This window comes from Serratia sp. OS31, from assembly GCF_014164835.1.
GTDB classification, from domain to species: Bacteria; Pseudomonadota; Gammaproteobacteria; order Enterobacterales; family Enterobacteriaceae; genus Serratia; species Serratia liquefaciens_A.
In genome coordinates, this window is sequence record NZ_JACJFQ010000012.1 from 123,398 (window position 1) to 142,061 (window position 18,664).

18 protein-coding genes are annotated in these 18,664 nt (G+C 58.3%); 14 read left to right on the forward strand and 4 right to left on the reverse strand.

Annotation, left to right across the window (positions count from 1 at the left end; all coding sequences use genetic code 11):
* Nucleotides 1–24: 24 nt before the first annotated feature.
* From H5P17_RS12585 to H5P17_RS12595, 3 genes are all read right to left on the reverse strand, one after another.
* Nucleotides 25–756 carry an oxidative stress defense protein gene (locus H5P17_RS12585; protein ID WP_071827052.1) on the reverse strand — a complete coding sequence of 244 codons (732 nt, stop codon included), beginning with the start codon at nucleotides 754–756 and terminating at the stop codon, nucleotides 25–27.
* Nucleotides 757–878: 122 nt separating this feature from the next.
* Entirely contained in the window at nucleotides 879–1,496 is a 618-nt protein-coding gene (gene argO / locus H5P17_RS12590) for an arginine exporter ArgO (protein WP_044553279.1), read from the reverse strand.
* A 122-nt stretch (nucleotides 1,497–1,618) separates the two neighbouring features.
* A complete protein-coding gene (locus H5P17_RS12595; RefSeq protein WP_044553281.1) occupies nucleotides 1,619–2,437 on the reverse strand; it encodes an IclR family transcriptional regulator in 819 nt (272 codons plus the stop codon).
* A gap of 362 nt (nucleotides 2,438–2,799) precedes the next feature.
* Here H5P17_RS12595 and H5P17_RS12600 point away from each other — a divergent pair, with 362 nt between their 5' ends.
* The 13 genes from H5P17_RS12600 (at nucleotide 2,800) to H5P17_RS12660 (ending at nucleotide 16,697) form a co-directional block, all read left to right on the forward strand.
* Nucleotides 2,800–4,353, forward strand: a complete 1,554-nt coding sequence (locus tag H5P17_RS12600) for a sugar ABC transporter ATP-binding protein (RefSeq protein ID WP_182823254.1) — start codon at nucleotides 2,800–2,802, stop codon at nucleotides 4,351–4,353.
* Nucleotides 4,346–5,428, forward strand: a complete 1,083-nt coding sequence (locus H5P17_RS12605; RefSeq protein ID WP_044553283.1) for an ABC transporter permease — start codon at nucleotides 4,346–4,348, stop codon at nucleotides 5,426–5,428. The genes H5P17_RS12600 and H5P17_RS12605 overlap by 8 nt, the downstream gene beginning before the upstream one ends.
* A gap of 15 nt (nucleotides 5,429–5,443) precedes the next feature.
* The gene (locus H5P17_RS12610; RefSeq protein ID WP_044553285.1) at nucleotides 5,444–6,544 is read left to right on the forward strand and encodes a substrate-binding domain-containing protein; all 1,101 of its coding nucleotides are present in this window, start codon (nucleotides 5,444–5,446) and stop codon (nucleotides 6,542–6,544) included.
* A gap of 12 nt (nucleotides 6,545–6,556) precedes the next feature.
* Nucleotides 6,557–7,417: an SMP-30/gluconolactonase/LRE family protein gene (locus H5P17_RS12615; protein WP_182823256.1), complete on the forward strand. Its 861-nt coding sequence runs from the start codon at nucleotides 6,557–6,559 to the stop codon at nucleotides 7,415–7,417.
* A 255-nt stretch (nucleotides 7,418–7,672) separates the two neighbouring features.
* The gene (gene yiaK, locus H5P17_RS12620; RefSeq protein ID WP_182823258.1) at nucleotides 7,673–8,671 is read left to right on the forward strand and encodes a 3-dehydro-L-gulonate 2-dehydrogenase; all 999 of its coding nucleotides are present in this window, start codon (nucleotides 7,673–7,675) and stop codon (nucleotides 8,669–8,671) included.
* 13 nt (nucleotides 8,672–8,684) lie between these two features.
* Entirely contained in the window at nucleotides 8,685–9,155 is a 471-nt protein-coding gene (locus H5P17_RS12625; protein WP_182823260.1) for a YhcH/YjgK/YiaL family protein, read from the forward strand.
* A gap of 118 nt (nucleotides 9,156–9,273) precedes the next feature.
* A complete protein-coding gene (locus H5P17_RS12630) occupies nucleotides 9,274–10,569 on the forward strand; it encodes an MFS transporter (RefSeq protein ID WP_044553291.1) in 1,296 nt (431 codons plus the stop codon).
* Nucleotides 10,569–12,047 (forward strand): FGGY-family carbohydrate kinase, encoded by a 1,479-nt coding sequence (locus H5P17_RS12635; protein WP_220496818.1) that lies wholly within the window; start codon nucleotides 10,569–10,571, stop codon nucleotides 12,045–12,047. Before H5P17_RS12630 ends, H5P17_RS12635 begins: the two co-directional genes overlap by 1 nt.
* 9 nt (nucleotides 12,048–12,056) lie before the next feature.
* A complete protein-coding gene (gene ulaD / locus H5P17_RS12640; protein WP_182823262.1) occupies nucleotides 12,057–12,713 on the forward strand; it encodes a 3-keto-L-gulonate-6-phosphate decarboxylase UlaD in 657 nt (218 codons plus the stop codon).
* Nucleotide 12,714: 1 nt separating this feature from the next.
* Nucleotides 12,715–13,575: an L-ribulose-5-phosphate 3-epimerase gene (locus H5P17_RS12645; RefSeq protein ID WP_044553295.1), complete on the forward strand. Its 861-nt coding sequence runs from the start codon at nucleotides 12,715–12,717 to the stop codon at nucleotides 13,573–13,575.
* Nucleotides 13,569–14,270: an L-ribulose-5-phosphate 4-epimerase gene (gene araD / locus H5P17_RS12650; RefSeq protein ID WP_182823264.1), complete on the forward strand. Its 702-nt coding sequence runs from the start codon at nucleotides 13,569–13,571 to the stop codon at nucleotides 14,268–14,270. The genes H5P17_RS12645 and araD overlap by 7 nt, the downstream gene beginning before the upstream one ends.
* A 175-nt stretch (nucleotides 14,271–14,445) precedes the next feature.
* A complete protein-coding gene (locus tag H5P17_RS12655; RefSeq protein WP_182823266.1) occupies nucleotides 14,446–15,144 on the forward strand; it encodes an RluA family pseudouridine synthase in 699 nt (232 codons plus the stop codon).
* A 203-nt stretch (nucleotides 15,145–15,347) separates the two neighbouring features.
* Nucleotides 15,348–16,697 carry an aromatic acid/H+ symport family MFS transporter gene (locus H5P17_RS12660; RefSeq protein WP_182823269.1) on the forward strand — a complete coding sequence of 450 codons (1,350 nt, stop codon included), beginning with the start codon at nucleotides 15,348–15,350 and terminating at the stop codon, nucleotides 16,695–16,697.
* 90 nt (nucleotides 16,698–16,787) lie between these two features.
* Here H5P17_RS12660 and mscS read toward each other — a convergent pair whose 3' ends face one another.
* Nucleotides 16,788–17,657: a small-conductance mechanosensitive channel MscS gene (gene mscS / locus H5P17_RS12665; RefSeq protein ID WP_182823271.1), complete on the reverse strand. Its 870-nt coding sequence runs from the start codon at nucleotides 17,655–17,657 to the stop codon at nucleotides 16,788–16,790.
* A gap of 204 nt (nucleotides 17,658–17,861) precedes the next feature.
* Here mscS and H5P17_RS12670 point away from each other — a divergent pair, with 204 nt between their 5' ends.
* Nucleotides 17,862–18,530 (forward strand): DUF1345 domain-containing protein, encoded by a 669-nt coding sequence (locus H5P17_RS12670; RefSeq protein ID WP_182823273.1) that lies wholly within the window; start codon nucleotides 17,862–17,864, stop codon nucleotides 18,528–18,530.
* Nucleotides 18,531–18,664: the final 134 nt, after the last annotated feature.

Sequence of the window (18,664 nt, forward strand, 5' to 3'; positions counted from 1 at the left end):
CTTTTTTACTGAACACGGCCTGAGTTACTGCGCCGCGTTGCGCTGCAGCTCGAACACCACATCAACCTGATCGTCAAAGTGAATGCTCTGCTGTTCGTAGGTTTGCGCCACGTCGCTTTCCGCAGCGGCTCCCGCCGATTTGTACATGCGCGCTACCGGCATTGGCTGATAGTTGGCAACATGATAACGAATGCTGTAAACCGGCCCCAGTTTCGCGTTAAAGCCTTTCGCCAGTGAAGCCGCCTGCTGTGTGGCGTTCTCGATGGCTTTCTGACGCGCCTGTTCGCGGTAAACATCCGGTTTGGCCACGCCAAGCTCAACGGCGCGGATCTCGTTGAGGCCGGACTTCAACGCCCCGTCCAGCAGCTCGTTCAACTTATCCAACTGGCGCAGCGTAACCTGTACCTGGCGTACGGCACGGTAGCCTTTCAGCACCGACTCACCGGTTTTCAGGTAATCGTATTCCGGTTGAGTGCGCAGGTTAGCCGCGCTGATGTCTTTCTTCTCGATATTGTTTTTCTGCAGGAAATCAAAATATTGCGCTACGCGCTCATCAACCTGCTTCTTCGCCTGCGCAGCGTCTTTAGAAGAGACGCTGACCTCGATCGCCAGGGTGGCGATATCTGGAGTGGCATCAACGCTTGATGTGCCAGAAGTCACTACGTGCGGCCCTTCCGGCACTTCCGCCGCTTGCAGCGCCAGCGGTAACGTCCCTAATCCAATCATTGCGGCCATAGCCAATGCTTTAAGCTTCACAGAGTCTCCTTGATGACAGGCTGTAACTGATTACCGAGCTTTCTCGACTGAAAAAGGCCGGTTCCTTGGCATCAAACGTAGCATATCGCACGGGCTTTTGAATTCGGATTAGTGACAAATTCTTATAAACTTGCGCCCTGCCAGGCCAACTGCAATGCAATGCCCCACATCACCACGCCGACCAGCGTATTGATGACGCGCTGCGCCATTTGAGTGTTCAACCAGGGGGCCAGCCAGGAAGCCAACAGCGCCAACGCGAAGAACCAAAGAATGGAGGCGCTCACCGCCCCCAGCGCAAACCAGGAACGAACGTCCGGCGCCAACTGGCCACCCAGGCTGCCCAGCACCACAAAAGTATCGAGATAAACGTGCGGATTGAGCCAGGTTACCGCCAGCATGGTCACCACCAGCCGCCAGCGGCTCTGCTTAAGCTCCTCGGCCGTTGCCAGCGCCAATTGCCGGCTGAACGCGGTGCGAAACGCCCCCCAGCCGTACCACAACAGAAAGGCGACGCCGCCCCAGGTGACCAAAGCCAGCAGCAACGGCGAACGACTCAACAACGCGCTTCCACCGAAAATCCCCCCGCAAATCAACACGACATCGCTCAATGCGCACAGTGAGGCGACCATCAGATGATACTGACGGCGGATGCCTTGGTTCATGACAAAAACATTTTGCGGGCCCAGCGGCAGGATCATCGCGGCGCTCAGGGCAAAGCCCTGCAGAAAGACAGCTAGCATGGTATTCCTCACAGAAAGAGTGCGCCGGTCAGCGGCGCGTGTCGGTCAACACGCGCATCATAGGAGGAAAAAATTATTAGGTGAAATTGATATTTCTAATCAACTATCAGCAATGCTAATAATCAGGCGGGAAGAACAAAACCCAGCTCCTGAGAAATGCGCTGCGCGGTCGCCAGCACCGGCTTAATCAGCGCTTTGACGCCGATTTGTTGCAGTTTGGCGGTCGGCAACGATACCGATACCGCGTAGGGTACCCGCTGCTGAATATCGAATACCGGCGCCGCTACGCAGGACACCCCCAGCTCATTCTCTTCACGATCCATCGCCATGCCGCGCTGGCGAATATCGGCCAGTTCCTCATACATCTTGGGCAATTCGGTAATGGTATTGCGCGTCAGCGTCTGGATTTCATGCTGATGTGTCTGCCAGTAGCGATCGGGGTAATCGCTGTTGCCATAGGCCATAAAAATCTTGCCCATCGCCGAGCAGTACAATGGCATATGCTGGCCGATATAGGCACGGGTGCGCATCATGCCGGTCGTGGGTTCCAGCTTGTAGATCAAAATGACGTGGTCGTCTTCGCGGCTGGAGAAGTTCACCGTCTCCCCGACCTCAAGATTGAGCTGCTCCAGATGCGGTGCGGCAACGTGGATGATATTCAACGAGGAAAGCGCTTTCTGACCGACAGAAATGAACTTGGTGGTCAGGCGATAGCTGCCGGGCGACGGCGCCTGAGTCACGTAACCGCTGGTATGCAAACCCTGCAGCAGGCGATGAACGGTGCTTTTGTTCATACCGGCCAGTTCAGACAGATGGGCCAGCGGGCAACCGTTAGGGTAGTTGCTCAGGATCTCAATCAGTTGCAAACCGCGGAACAGGCTTTGGCTGCCCAGGGGTTTGTCTTTCTTGTCATCTTTTTCGTCGACAGCTTTCAGGCTCATAACGCAATTTCTCCAGTGTCGAACCGCCGACCAACGCCACCGCGTGGCAAACGGCCCCTTTGCCGGGAATGTTACCCCAAGGCCCGCATCAGGTGAAGACGGAACGCCGTTTCATTGTCAGCAGCAGGTTAAAATTGCGCAACATTCTGCTAACTCTCGAAGTGAGTTGTGCGTCACAATTCCGCAAAGACATAAATAACTTATTGTTTTAAAACAAAAATTAAAACACCTTCGGCTTTGCTTTAGATCGGTGTTCGTCATATTATTTTTGAAATTGAATTTCGCATATTGAAATTTAACGGCGATATAAACACCAAAAAGCATCAATCCGATTGCGTATTTCACTACCAGGGGCGCATCACATGACACCAGATAATGCGGAACAACCCATTCTTACCCTCAGCCATATCGTTAAGCGCTTTGGCGGCAACGTCGCGGTGAACGACGTCAGCCTGCAGGTGATGCCGGGCGAAGTCCTGGCCCTGCTGGGCGAAAATGGCGCAGGCAAATCGACGCTGATCAAAGTGCTGGCCGGGGTGTATCCGCGCGACGGCGGCGACATTCAGTTCCAGGGCACCAGCATAGCCTCCGCCGCGGCGATAAAAAGTGACAGTCGCCAGCCTATTGCCTTTATTCATCAGGATCTCGGGCTGATCGAATGGATGACGGTAGCGGAAAACATGGCGCTGGTGATGGGATTCCCGCGCCGCTTTGGCCTGATCGACTGGCGAGCCATCCGCCGCCGCGCCGCTCAGGCGCTGCAGGATGTCGGCATCGCGCTGGATCCCGACGCCAGGGTGTTCGAACTGTCGCGCACCGAGAAATCGCTGTTGGCGATCGCCAGGGCGGTGGCCGTTAACGCCGAACTGCTGGTGTTGGATGAACCCACCGCCTCGCTGCCCGCCAACGATGTGCGTCATCTGTTTGCCGTCATTAACCGGCTGCGCGACAAAAAGGTCGGCATGATTTACGTCACCCACCGGCTGGATGAAGTGATCGAGATTGCCGACCGGGTATGCGTCATGCGCGACGGCCGCTATGTGGCGGGCGGCAATACCGCCGACTATTCGCTGCGCGATCTGGTGCAGATGATCGTCGGTGAAGCAATAGCGGGCGATCAGCGCGAACCCCTGCCGGAAAACCAGCCGCCGGTGCTGCAGCTCAATAATGTGGTGGTGGGCGATATCGGCCCGGTCAGCTTTAGCCTGCAGCCCGGTGAAATGCTGGCGTTGGCTGGCCTGCGCGGCGCCGGGCAGGAGGAGATCGGCCGCTTGCTGTTCGGCCTGCGTCACGCCGATGAAGGCAAAATCCGCTTTCGTGACCAACCCTATAGCGCCGATAGCCCGCAACATGCCATGGCCTGCGGCGTCTCGCTGGTGGCGGGCGACCGCACCGGTGAAAGCCTGGTGATGTCGATGAGCGTGCGTGAAAATCTGTTTATCAACCCCTGTGCCAGTGGCCACAAACTGCTGTCCCGCTACAGCCGCCGGGCTGAAATTGGTGCCAGTTGGTGGAAGGTACAGTTGTTCGACGTACGGCCCAAAGACGTCAATATCGATATCAGCGCCCTGTCCGGCGGTAATCAGCAAAAGGTGGTGATGGCGCGCTGGATGCACCTGGGCGCCCCGCTGCTGATTTTGGAAGATCCCACCGCCGGCGTAGACGTAGGAGCACGGGCGGAAATCTACCATCTGTTGAATAAATCCCTGGCGGAGGGCGTGGCAGTATTGGTGATCTCCAATGACTTTGAAGAGATCGCCCATATCTGCAACCGCGCTCTGGTATTCAACCGGGGAAAAGTGGTCGGCGAGCTGAAAAACCAGCAGGTGTCATTCGCCAATTTATTGGAACTGGCCTCCGCCAGCTCCGGGGAAACCCTCACGGCAACGTTAGAATCTGAGGTAGGCCATGTCTAAAACATCTGTTAAATCAACGGCACTGGAGCAAAGAGTCAGCCTGTCGCAGGACGGCGCCGGCCCCTGGCTGATGCAGGTTCTCACCCGCTACGGCCTGCTGCTGCTGTGCGTTGCGCTGGTGGTACTGTTTTCGCTGATCGCACCGTCCTTCGCGTCCATGCTGACGCTGCAGGCGATCCTTTCCAGCAAAGCCAAGATTGCGCTGCTGGCGCTGGCGGCGACCATCCCGATGATCGTCGGCAAAATTGACCTTAACGTCGGTTTCGGCATCGTGCTGTGGCATATCCTGGCCATCACCCTGCAGGTGGAATATGGCTTTTCGTGGCAGATGGCGGTGCTGGCGGTACTGGCCCTTTCCGCGCTGTACGGCCTGTTGAACGGCATTCTGGTGGCACTGGCGGACATCGACAGCTTCGTCGCCACGCTCGGATCCGGCACCGTGTTGTATGCCATTGCGCTGTGGCACTCCGGCGGGCGGCAGATCGTCGGCGATCTGCCGGACGCTTTCATCGCCCTGCACCATACCGAGATCGGCGGGATCCCGATCGTCGCATTCTATGTGCTGATCGTTGCCGTGGTGCTGTGGTTAATCACCGAACATACCCCGCTTGGCCGCTGCATGTACGCCGTGGGCGGCAATCCGGCGGCGGCGCGGCTGAACGGCATCTCGGTCAATCGCTTCACCATTGGTGCCTTTATCGCCTCCAGCGTGCTGACCGGTTTCAGTGGCGTACTGATCGCCGCCGAACAGGGCGTGGGTCAGGCCAGCGTCGGCATGGACTACCTGCTGCCGGCCCTGGTCGGCGCCTTCCTCGGCAGTACCACCATTCGTCCGGGCCGGGTTAACGTCTGGGGCACCGTGGTTGGCATTGCCATTTTGGCTATCGGCATCGCCGGTATCCAACAGTTCGGCGGTGAATTCTGGGTCGAGCCGCTGTTCAATGGCGCGACGCTGTTGCTGTCGATCACCCTTGCCGGCTATGCCCAACGCCGCCGGTTACTCAATCAAAAAGCGGTACAACGCAGCCCAGCCGCTACGGCTGATAAAAATAACCAAAAAGCGATCAATCCTTAACCAGGAGTGCACCGAATGAAACGTCTTTGGATATTACCGACTACCCTGCTGCTGGCCAGCGCGGCTTCTCCCACCTGGGCCGATGCTTATCTGGATCAGGCCACGGCCGCGGTCGCCAAGGCGACTGCCAGCGTGACTCAGTGGGACGGACCGACCAGCGGGCCGCAGCTGCAAGCCAACAAGAAAATCATCTTTATCGCTTCGGACATGAAAAACGGCGGTGTACAAGGGGTGCAGGAAGGGCTGAGCGAAGCGGCGAAAGCCGCGGGCTGGAAACTGGAAACCCTCGACGGCGGCGGCTCGGTGAAAGATCAGCTGGCCTCGCTCAATCAGGCCATTGCCCAAAAGCCGGACGGCATAGTGATCGGCGGCTGGAACCCTAACGTCGCCAAGATCCCGCTGAAAAAAGCCATTCAGCAGGGCATAGTGCTGACGGCCTGGCACGCGGTGCCGGAGCCGGGGCCCATCGCCAAGTACAACGTGTTTTATAACGTCACCTCAGACTCCAACGAAGTGGCGCGCATTGCCGCCCAATATGCCGTGGTGCAGTCCGGCGGCAAAGCCAGCGTGCTGATCTTCACCGATTCGCTGTACCAAATCGCGCTGGACAAGGCCAACGTGATGAAAGAGGAGATCGGTAAATGCAGCGGTTGCAAGGTGGTTGAGTTTATCGATACCCCGCTGGCGGACACCGCCAACCGCATGCCCGCCATGACCTTCAGCCTGCTGCAGAAATACGGCGATCAGTTCCAATACGCGCTGGCGATTAACGATTTGTATTTTGACTTTATGGCTCCGGCACTGAAAACCGCCGGTAAGGGCGGTACCCATGCCCCATACAGCATTTCCGCCGGCGACGGCTCGATTTCGGCCTATCAGCGCATTCGTTCCGGCGGCAGCCAGTCCGCCACGGTGCCGGAGCCGCTCAAGCTGCACGGCTGGCAACTGCTGGATGAGTTCAACCGCGCCTTCGCCAAACAGCCACCTTCCGGCTACGTGACCCCGGCGCACCTGGTGACCCGCGACAACATCACCGCCGACGGCGGCGCCAGTAACCTGTATGACCCGCAAAATGATTATCAGGGCCATTACAAAGCCATTTGGGGCGTGAAGTAAGCGGAGGTCAGCATGAACCAACTGATGGCGGGCCCACCGCTCGAACGCCTGTGCTCACCGGCCATTTGGGCCGAGGGGCCGGTGTGGCTGCCCGCACAAAACGCGGTGGTGTTCAGCGATGTGAAAGGCAATCGCATGTTCCGCTGGTCGCGACAGGGGGAACTGAGCCTGTGGCGCTCCCCGTCGCATTATGCCAACGGCAACGCACGGGATGCCGAAGGCCGCGTGGTCAGCTGCGAGCACGGACGACGCGGCATCAGCCGAACCGAAAACAACGGTGAGGTGCAAATGCTGGTCGATCGCGTTGACGGCAAGCGTTTCAACTCACCCAACGATCTGGCGGTGCGTTCCGACGGCACCCTTTGGTTTACCGATCCGCCCTACGGCATTATCGGTGACGAAGAAGGTTACAAGTCGGAAAGCCAGATCGTTGGCTGTTACCTTTACTGCTTCGATCCGCGTGACGGTTCGCTGAACATCGCGGCCAGCGATCTCCAGCGCCCTAACGGCCTGGCGTTCTCGCCGGATGAGTCTCTGTTGTACGTGGCGGATATGTCGATCGTCGATTTCCCGACCCTGGGCCGCAGAGAGCTGCGGGTGTATCAGGTTAACGGACGTGAATTGAACGCCGGACGCCGTTTCGCCACCGTGGCACCCGGCTTCCCGGACGGCTTTTGTGTCGATGAATTCGGTAACATTTTTTGCAGCTGTGCCGACGGCGTATTGATCTTCGACAGTCAGGGAAAGCGGCTCGGTAAGATCGAAGTGCCGGAGCGGGTTTCCAACTGCACGTTTGGTGGACCAGACGGCAATGAGTTGTACATCACCGCCACCACTTCGCTGTACCGCAAAATACTGAATACGCGAGGGTAATTAGTCATAAAGGCCAAAGCAGAGCGGGCAGTTACCGCTCTGCTTTGCCACGCCTAAAACACCGCAACGGCCAAAAACGTGCCTGCGATCACAAAACCACCAAGTTAATTTAACCACTTGTTTTATATGAATAACTTTCTCTTCCCTCGCTTTGACTTCATCTGGCCGCAGGTATAGCATTTATTTGAAATGCAATTTCGCATATTGAAATTCAAAGAACATAAAACAAACAAAATGCCGTAGCGGAGAACCAGCATGAGAGTGAGTTACACCGATCTGAAACAGGAATTCAAACGCGTGCTGCTGTCGCGGGGCGTGGCGGAAGCCACCGCCGATGACTGTGCGGGCATGTTCGCTGACACCTCTGCCAACGGCGTTTACTCCCACGGCGTTAACCGTTTCCCACGCTTTATTCAGCAGTTGGACGCCGGCGATATCGTGCCGGACGCCGAACCCAGCAAGCTGTTGTCACTCGGAGCCATTGAACAATGGGACGCGCATCAGGGTATCGGCAATCTCACGGCGCGGCAGATGATGGATCGCGCCATGCAGTTGGCTGATAACCACGGTATAGGGCTGGTGGCCCTGCGCAATGCCAACCACTGGATGCGCGGCGGTGGTTTCGGTTGGCAGGCGGCGGAGAAAGGCTATATCGGCATTTGCTGGACCAACTCGATCGCCGTTATGCCCCCCTGGGGCGCCAAGGAGTGCCGGATCGGCACCAACCCGCTGATCGTCGCGGTGCCGGGCAACCCCATCACCATGGTGGATATGTCGATGTCGATGTTCTCCTATGGCGCTTTGGAGCTGAATCGGCTGGCGGGTAAAACCTTGCCGGTGGACGGCGGTTTCGACAACGACGGCCAATTGACGCGCGATCCGGCCACCATTGAAGAAAACCGTCGCATTTTGCCGATGGGTTACTGGAAAGGATCCGCGCTGTCGATCGTGCTGGATATGATCGCCACCCTGTTGTCCGGCGGATCCTCAGTGGCGGAAGTGACCGAAGACAACCGCGAAGAATATGGCGTGTCGCAGGTGTTCATCGCCATTGAGATCGAACGCTTGATCGACGGTGCCACCCGCGATGCCAAACTGCAGCGCATCATGGACTACATCACCAGCGCAGAACGCGATAACCCGGAGATAGCCATTCGCCTGCCGGGCCATAAATTCCCACGTATCCACGCTGAAAACATGCGTGACGGCATTCCCGTCGATGAGCGCGTCTGGGCGCGCATTCAGGCGCTTTAACAGGAGAGTCACCATGATATTCGGCCATATTGCCCATACTTCGCCGGAGCAGTACCCGGCGCCGGTGGCCAAAGCCATCGCCTATCTGCAAAGCACCGATTTCAGCGCCCTGCCCGCCGGTCGGTATCAGGATCCTGCCACCGGCTACGTGGTACAGGTGCTGGATCTGCAGACCCACCAGCCGAGCGATCTGCGGCCCGAGGTGCACCGGGAAAACATCGACGTGCAATTTCTGGTCAGCGGCACCGAATTGATCGGCGTGGCGGCGGATCTCGGTAATAACTCGATCCACCAGGATTTGCTGGCGCAGCGCGACATTATTTTTTATCAGGACGTCGCTGATGAATCCTGGTTAACCCTGCGTCCGGGAAATTTTGCGGTATTTTTCCCGCAGGATGTGCATCGCCCGGCCTGTATTAACCAACAGCCCGGCGATATTCGCAAAGTGGTGGTGAAAATACCGCTGGCATTATTTAGCGCTTAATTAGCCGCAAACGAAAACCTGCAAAAAACACCGGTCCTCAGGCCGGTGCGGGCGCCCTTGTGCCCAACGCAAACAAAACAATAAAGCCCGACCCTACAAAATAGCGAAAGGTGTATAGATGAATACAGCCTCTGTTTCCGTTAGCCGCAGCCAGGTCATTCCCAAATTACGCTGGTTGAGAATAGTGCCGCCTATTCTTATTACCTGCATCATCTCCTACATGGACCGGGTGAATATTGCCTTCGCCATGCCCGGCGGCATGGACGATGAGCTAGGCATCACCGCCTCCATGGCCGGCCTGGCCGGCGGCATCTTCTTTATCGGTTATCTGTTTCTGCAGGTGCCGGGTGGCAAGCTGGCGGTGTATGGCAACGGCAAGAAATTCATCGGCTGGTCGCTGCTGGCCTGGGCGGTGATCTCGGTGCTGACCGGGCTGGTCAGCAATCAATATCAGCTGTTGTTCCTGCGTTTCGCGCTGGGCGTTTCCGAGGGCGGCATGCTGCCGGTGGTGTTGACCATGATCAGCAACTGGTTCCCGGACAAGGAACGCGGCCGCGCCAACGCCATTGTGATTATGTTCGTGCCCATTGCCGGTATTCTCACCGCGCCACTGTCCGGCTGGATCATCACCGCCTGGGACTGGCGCATGCTGTTCCTGGTGGAAGGCGCGCTGTCGCTGGTGGTGATGGTGCTGTGGTATTTCACCATCAGCAACCGCCCGCAGGAAGCCAAGTGGATTTCGCAGGCTGAAAAAGACTACCTGATCAAAACGTTGCATGACGAACAGCTGCTGATCAAAGGCAAAACGGTGCGTAACGCCTCGCTGCGCCGGGTGCTGGGCGACAAGATCATGTGGCAGTTGATCATGGTGAACTTCTTCTATCAAACCGGGATCTACGGCTACACCCTGTGGCTGCCGACCATCCTCAAGGGGCTGACCAACGGCAACATGGAGCAGGTCGGCATGCTGGCCATCCTGCCCTATATCGGCGCCATCTTCGGCATGCTGATCATCTCCACCCTGTCCGATCGTACCGGCAAACGCAAAGTATTCGTCGCATTGCCGCTGGCCTGCTTCGCCATCTGTATGGCGCTGTCAGTGCTGTTAAAAGATCACATCTGGTGGTCTTACGCAGCGCTGGTTGGCTGCGGCGTCTTTATCCAGGCCGCCGCCGGGGTGTTTTGGACCATTCCTCCCAAACTGTTTAACGCCGAAGTGGCCGGCGGGGCACGCGGCGTGATCAACGCACTGGGCAACCTAGGCGGCTTCTGCGGCCCGTACATGGTCGGCGTCTTGATCAGCTTGTTCAGCAAGGATGTCGGCGTATATAGCCTGGCGGTATCGCTGGCCATCGCTTCGGTACTGGCGCTGATGTTGCCGAATAAATGCGACCAAAAAGCGGGGGCCGAATAATGGAATATTGGTTGGGGTTGGACTGTGGCGGCACCTTTATCAAGGCCGGACTGTATGACCGTCAGGGCACCGAGCGGGATATTGCCCGTCGTAATCTGGAGATTATCGCAGCGCAACCCGGCTGGGCGGAGCGAGATATGCCCGCGCTGTGGCGCACTGCCGCCGAGGTGATCCGGGAAGTGCTGGTCCGCAATAACATCGCCGCCGGCGATATTCAGGCAATCGGCATCTCGGCGCAGGGCAAGGGCGCGTTTTTATTGGACAAACGAGGCCTGCCGCTGGGCAACGCCATGCTGTCTTCCGATCAGCGCGCATTGACACTGGTGCAGGAGTGGCAAAAACAGGGCGTGCCGCGGGCGCTCTACCCGCAGACCCGACAAACGCTGTGGACCGGTCACCCGGTGTCGCTGCTGCGCTGGGTCAGGCAACACCAGCCGGAGCGCTATCGCCAAATTGGCAGCGTGTTGATGGCGCACGATTATCTGCGTCACTGCCTGACCGGCAAGCTGGCCTGCGAAGAAACCAATATCTCCGAATCCAACCTTTATCAGATGGCCGACGGCCGCTATGACCCGGCACTGGCGCAGTTGCTGGGTATTGGCGACATCATGCCCGCGCTGCCACCGATCGTCGGTTCCGCCGAAATCGCCGGCCGCGTCAACGCTGCCGCGGCCGCGGCGACCGGGCTGCTGTCGGGAACGCCGGTGGTTGGCGGGCTGTTCGACGTGGTATCCACCGCGCTGTGCGCCGGGCTGCGGGACGAAAGCCGACTCAATGCGGTGATGGGCACCTGGTCGGTCACCAGCGGCATCACCGACAGCATCGCCGACGGGTTCGATCACCCCTTTGTGTATGGCCGCCACGCCGAGGCAGGCAAATACATCGTGCACGAAGCCAGCCCCACTTCCGCCGCCAACCTGGAGTGGTTCTGCCGGCAATGGGGCCTGCAAGACTATGCCCAACTTAATGACTGGGTAGCGGCGTTGCCAAAAGCCGACAGCAGCCTGCTGTTCGCACCCTTCCTGTATGGCTCCAACGCCGGGCTCGGCCTAAGCGCCAGCTTCCACGGCCTGCAGGCCTTCCACCAGCGCGAGCACCTGGTGCAGGCGATTTACGAGGGGGTGGTGTTCTGCCATATGACCCATCTCAACCGCATGCGGCAACGTTTCCCTGCGGCCACCGCGCTGCGCGTCACCGGTGGCCCTGCCAAGTCAGTGCCCTGGATGCAGATGTTTGCCGACGTCAGCGGCCTGCCGGTCGAACTGCCACAGGTGGAAGAAACCGGCTGCCTGGGCGCCGCGATGGCGGCCATGGTCGGCAGCGGCGCATTCAGCGACTTCACCGCCGCCCAGCGCGAGCTGGCACCCCGAATTGAACGGGTGCTGCCGGATGCCTCGGCAAGCGCGGCCTACGGCAAAAAATATCAACGCTATCAGGCGCTGGTTGCGGCACTGCAAACGCTGCAATCCGCGCAGTAAGGAGGCCTTATGAGCAATAAACCGCGCCTGCAGCTGGCGCTCGATCACACCCGGTTAGATGCCGCTCTGCAGACGGCGGAACGCCTGCAGCCCCACGTCGACATTATCGAGGCCGGCACCATCTTATGCATCAGCGCCGGTATTCAGGCGGTGAGCGCACTGCGCGAGCGCTGTCCGCAACATACGCTGGTGGCCGACCTGAAAGTGGCCGATGCCGGTGGCACGCTGGCGCAGCAGGCCTTCGGCCACGGTGCCAACTGGATGACCGTCATCTGTGCCGCCCCGCTGGCCACCATGGCCAGTGCGCTGGAAGTGGCGCAACGGCACCAGGGCGAGATCCAGATTGAGCTGTTCGGCCGCTGGACGTTGGAGGATGCCCAACAATGGCGCGACCTCGGTATCCGCCAGGCGATATACCACCGTGGCCGCGACGCGCAGGCCAGCGGGCAAACCTGGAGCCATCAAGATTTGGATCTGATGAAGGCATTGTCGGATCTGGGCATTGAATTGTCGGTGACCGGCGGTATCACGCCGACCGATTTACCGCTGTTTAAAGACATCGCCGTGACCGCTTTTATCGTCGGCAGAGCGCTGGCGGAGGCTGCCGATCCGCTGGCCGCTGCCGGTCAGTTCCGCTCGGCCATTGATGACATCTGGAGAAGTTGATATGCGTCAGCACCCCTTGGGAATTTATGAAAAAGCCTTGCCGAAGCACCTGACCTGGCCCGAGCGGCTGGCGCTGGCCAAGGCCTGCGGTTTTGATTTTGTCGAAATGTCGGTGGATGAAAGCGACGAGCGGCTGGCACGCCTGAGCTGGAGCAAGGAGCAGCGGTTGTCGTTGGTCAGCGCCATGCTGGAAACCGGCATCAGCATCCCGTCGATGTGCCTGTCCGGTCATCGCCGCTTTCCCTTCGGCAGCCATGACGATGCGCTGCGTCAGCGCGCCTTCGAGATGATGGAACAGGCGATTCAACTGGCGAAGGACGTCGGCATCCGCACCATTCAGCTCGCCGGTTATGACGTCTATTACGAGCCGCAGGACGAAAGCACCCTCGCCCGCTTCACCGAAGGGATGCAGTGGGCTGTCGAGCGCGCCGCCGCGGCCCAGGTGATGCTGGCGGTAGAGATCATGGACACCGCCTTTATGAACTCCATCAGCAAATGGAAGGCTTGGGACGCCTGCCTGGCCTCCCCCTGGTTCACGGTCTATCCGGACGTCGGCAATCTGAGCGCCTGGGGCAATGACGTGGCGCAGGAGTTGGCGCTGGGCATTGACCGCATCGCGGCCATCCATTTGAAAGACACTTATCCGGTTACTGATAGCTCGCCGGGACAGTTTCGCGACGTGCCGTTTGGCGAGGGCTGCGTCGACTTCGTCGCCGTATTCCGCACCCTGAAACAGCTTAACTACCGCGGTGCTTTCCTGATTGAAATGTGGACCGAAAAAGCCGAAGAGCCGGTGGCCGAGATCGTGCAGGCGCGCCGCTGGATCGAACAGAAAATGCAACAAGGGGGTATGACATGCTAACGCTGCCGCAGCTTAAACAACAGGTGCTGGAAGCCAACCTGGACCTGCCGCGCCATAACCTGGTGACCTTCACCTGGGGTAACGTCAGCGCCGTGGATCGCGAACGCGGGCTGGTGGTGATCAAGCCTTCCGGCGTGGAATATGAACACATGACCGTCGAGGACATGGTGGTGGTTGATCTCGCCAAGGGGCATACCGTCGAGGGCACCAAAAAGCCCTCCTCCGATACCGCCACTCACCTGGCGCTGTACCGTGAATTCGCCGACATTGGCGGTATCGTTCACACCCATTCGCGCCACGCTACCATCTGGGCGCAGGCAGGATTGGATATTCCTGCCTGGGGCACCACTCATGCCGATTACTTCTACGGAGCCATTCCCTGCACCCGCCTAATGACCGAAGACGAAATTGAGCATGAATACGAGCTGGAAACCGGCAAGGTCATTATCGATACCTTCCGCCATCGCGGCATCAACCCGAACGCCATTCCGGCAGTGTTGGTCAATTCGCACGGGCCGTTCGCCTGGGGCAAGGACGCGCACAGCGCAGTGCATAACGCTGTGGTGCTGGAAGAAATTGCCTATATGGGGATTTTTTCACGTCAGCTGACACCGGGCATTCACAGCATGCAACCGGCGCTGCTGGATAAACATTACCTGCGCAAACACGGCAAAAATGCCTACTACGGGCAATAAGTCGGCAACGCCTTTCAGTCATCCTTTTGGCAGCCAGACGCCGTTCGGCGTCTGGTGAAAGCCCCTTTGCCGGGTTAGCCATTGATCATCCTTTGACAATGCGCCGGGCGGCGACAACTGACTGGCGGCCAAAAATTCGTTATTATCCGCTCCCACTTTCCCGCCAGGCAGCCTGATGTCTAAGATTATCGATACCTTTATTGCCCCGCCGTGCCATGACCAGATAGAGACGCTGTATCAGGACGAGAGTCTGGTGCTTATCAATAAACCCGCCGGGCTGCTAAGCCTCTCGGGGAAAAATCCGCAAAATCTCGATTCGGTGCATCATCGGCTGGTGCAGCTATTTCCCGGCTGTACGCTGGTCCACCGCCTTGATTTCGGCACTTCCGGGCTGATGGTGATAGCGCGTAATAAAGCGATCAATGCCGCCCTTTGCCAACAGTTCAGTCAGCGTACCGTCACCAAAGTGTACAGCGCATTGCTCTGCGGGCACCTGAACGACGACGAAGGGGTGATAGATGCCGCGATCGCCAAAGACCCGGCGCTGTTCCCGCTGATGTCGATTTGCTCAATCCACGGCAAGCCCGCTCGCTCACGCTATCGGGTTGTTGAACGCACTTATCGCGAGTTGAAAAACGGGACGTTACTGCCGTTGACGCGGGTTCAGTTAATGCCGGAAACCGGGCGAACCCATCAACTGCGTATCCACTGCCGGCAGTTGGGCCATCCTATTTTGGGCTGTGATCTGTATGGCGGCCGTCTGCTGCCAGGCACCGAAGGGACGCCGCGATTGATGCTGCACGCCAGCGAACTGCATTTCGTTCATCCTGTCAGCGAAGAAAAGATCAAAGCCCATAATGCCAGCCCGTTCTGAAGCGAGAGAATTTAAGCCGTTTTGTCTGAAACAGAACGGCTCATCTCAGCGCATCGCTGCAAGCCCCCGGCTCTGGTGTATACTCAGACCTTCTGCACCCTGCCAGCCACAGCGGCTTTGGTTCAGGCCCGTTTCAGCAAGAGCCTGACGCCTGCACAGCCCTCCAGCCAGCTCCACACAAGCCTAATTAAAGTGGAACCCCCATGAGCCAAAACACCGCTCGTATCAGCGAGATCATCGACAACGCGAAAATCTCGCCCTATCAGATCCTGATCCTTACCCTGTGTTTCCTGATTGTCCTGCTGGACGGTTTTGACACCGCAATCATCGGCTATATTGCCCCGGCGTTACGCGAGGAGTGGCAGCTGCTGCCTGCGCAGTTATCGCCGGCGTTTGGCGCGGGATTGTTCGGGCTGCTGCTCGGCAGTCTGATCTTCGGCCCGGTTGCCGATGCCATAGGGCGCAAGCGCGTGCTGCTCGCCTCCATACTGATCTTTGGCGGAGGCACTCTGGCCTCGGCCTACACCAGCTCAATCGAGTCGTTGACCCTGCTGCGCTTAATCACCGGTATCGGTTTGGGGGGGGCGATGCCCACCTGTATCACCCTGAGCTCGGAATACTCGCCCGCGCGTCGGCGGATGATCATGGTCACCCTCAGCTGGAGCGGTTTCACCTCCGGTCTGGCGCTGGGCGGCATGCTTGCCGGGCAGATTATTCCGGCCTTCGGCTGGCGTGGCCTGCTGTTGCTCGGCGGCATCGCGCCATTATTGCTGTTGCCGTTACTGGCCTGGCAAATGCCCGAGTCAGCGCGCTTTATGACTGCCAGCCCGAAACATGCCGATAGCCTGCGCCAGGTGGTTGAGCGCATCACCGGCAAAAATTGGGCGGGCGTAACCATTATCGATGATGAACGCCCCGCGCTGACGCGATCGCCAATCTCGCACCTGTTCATCGAAGGTCGCGCAGTACGCACCTTGCTGCTGTGGGTGGCATTCTTCTGCTCGTTGTTTGTGTTTTATCTGCTCACCAGTTGGCTGCCGAGCATCCTCAAGGATACCGGTTACGATATCGTCCACGCATCGCGCATCGGTGCGATGGTGCCGCTGGGCGGAACCCTCGGTGCCATCCTTATGGCGCTGCTGATGGACCGCGTCGGTCCCTACCGGGTGTTGGCCCTGTCGTACCTGGGGGCCGCGCTGGTGATTGGCGCTACCGGTTATCTGATGGGGGACGCCTATACGCTGGCGGTCACCGTCTTTCTCATCGGTTTCGGCGTGGCCGGGGCGCAGAACGGCCTGAATCTGGTCTCCGCTACCCTTTACCCCACCGCCGCTCGCGTCACCGGCGTCAGTTGGGCGATGGCGAGCGGTCGCTTCGGCTCGATCGTCGGTTCAATGCTTGGTGCCTGGATGATCGTCGCGGCAGGAACGTCGGAGATGTTCTTCATCTGGCTGGCACTGCCGGTACTGGTGGGCTCTGCGGCTATTTTCCTGCTCTACCGGCTCAGCGTGAACCGCCGCGCCCCTGCACCAGACTCCGCGTTATCAAACTGAAAAAACGAAAAAGCCGGGGCGACATCCGCAGGATGGAGCCCCGGCTGGCAATAAAAAAAGGGGCCTGGGCCCCTTTTCTCTTCTTCTGCTTTATTCCGCTTTCGCGGTAGCCGCTTCTTCAGTGCGGTACAGATGAACATCCATCTGCGGGAACGGAATGCCAATATTGTTGGCATCCAGCGCGCGCTTGAAGTTCTCCATCAGATCGAAGTATACGTTCCAGTATTCCGCGTTAGTGGTCCAGGAACGGGTGACAAAGTTCAGTGAAGATGGCGCCATCTCGTTCAAGCGTACGGTTACGCCTTTGGCGTGCATGATGCGCTTGTCGGCAGCGATCACATCACCCAACACTTTTTTCACCACGTCGATATCGGCGTTATAAGCCACGCCAACCACGATGTCTACGCGGCGGTTTGGCTCGCGAGAATAGTTGATGATGTTGCCGGCGATGATTTTGCCGTTCGGCACCACGATGGTTTTGTTGTCTGCGGTACGCAGCGTGGTGGAGAAAATCTGAACCTGGTCAACGGTACCGGCCACGCCGCCCAGATCGACATATTCACCGGCACGCAGCGGACGGAAAGCCACTAACAGCACCCCGGCAGCGAAGTTGGACAGCGAGCCCTGCAGCGCCAGGCCAACGGCCAAACCTGCGGCACCCAATACGGCGATCACCGACGTGGTCTGCACGCCAACGCGCCCCAGCACTGCGATAAAGGTGAAGGCCAGAATACCGTAACGCGCCATGGCAGACAGGAAGTCGGCAACCGTGGCGTCGATACCGCGCAGTTTCATCACCCGGTTTAACGCATTGCTGACTACGCGGGCAATGATCGAACCAATGATGAAAATAACGATAGCCGCGACGATGTTCACCGCGTACTGAATCAATAAGTCCTGGTTCTTCACCAGCCAGTTACCGGCACCATTAATGCCGTCTACTACATTCAGATCTTTCATTCGTGTCGTCCTAACTTGTCCCTAAGGGGATAAACTCGCAAAAAAACTGACATCAGCCGTCAGTCGGAAACCACCGCCTTAGGTTAACCAACATTTCCACCGCATGCCAACCGTAAGCGTCAAAAATAGCCAAACTGCCGCCACGCTTCTTCTATGCTGAACACAGCGCTATCGCCTTTATAACGATAAGGAACTTTATCGGTTATGCACATTCCATCGTCAATCAAACACTACTGGCAGGTTCGGCCAAGGCTGCTGCTGTCCGTCGGCGCGGGCATCTTGTGCTACCTGCTGCTGCCCGCCACGCTTTCTGAGCTGCAGCGGCTGATGCTTGGCTGGAATGTTTTGGCCTGGTGCTACCTGCTGTTTCTCTGGCGACTGATGCTGATCAGCACGCCAAAGCACATCCGCCAACTGGCGCGTGCACAGGATGAGAGCGCCAGTATGGTGCTGGCTCTGGTCAGCATCGGTTGTCTGCTGAGCATTTTGTCCATTCTGTTTGAGCTGAGCACCGCCAAACAGGTCAGCGACTCGCTGAAGACGCTGCATCTGGCGCTGACGGGCGCGACGCTGGTGGTGTCCTGGTTACTGCTGCCCACGGCATTTACCATGCACTATGCTCATCAGTTTTATCGTCAGGGTGCACAGCAGGATCCGCTGCCCCTGCTGTTTCCCGGCGAGCTCAAAGAGCCGACCTATTGGGACTTTGCCTATTTCTCGTTCACCATCGCGGTGGCCTCGCAAACCGCAGACGTGGCCGTCGGTGCGGCCGAAGTGCGCAAAGTCGCTCTGCTGCAATCGGTGATTTCCTTTGTTTTCAATCTGGTGATCCTGGGGCTGTCAATCAACGTCGGTGCCAGCCTGTTGGGCTAACAACGAAAAAGGCTCCCCGAAGGGTAATGCCGGTCACTTAAGGTGACCGGCATTGTTTTTTATAGGATATTTTCGTTTCAATGATTTCAGTTCCCGGGGATACCTGCGCTCCCTTCGACCTGGTAGCACCAAAC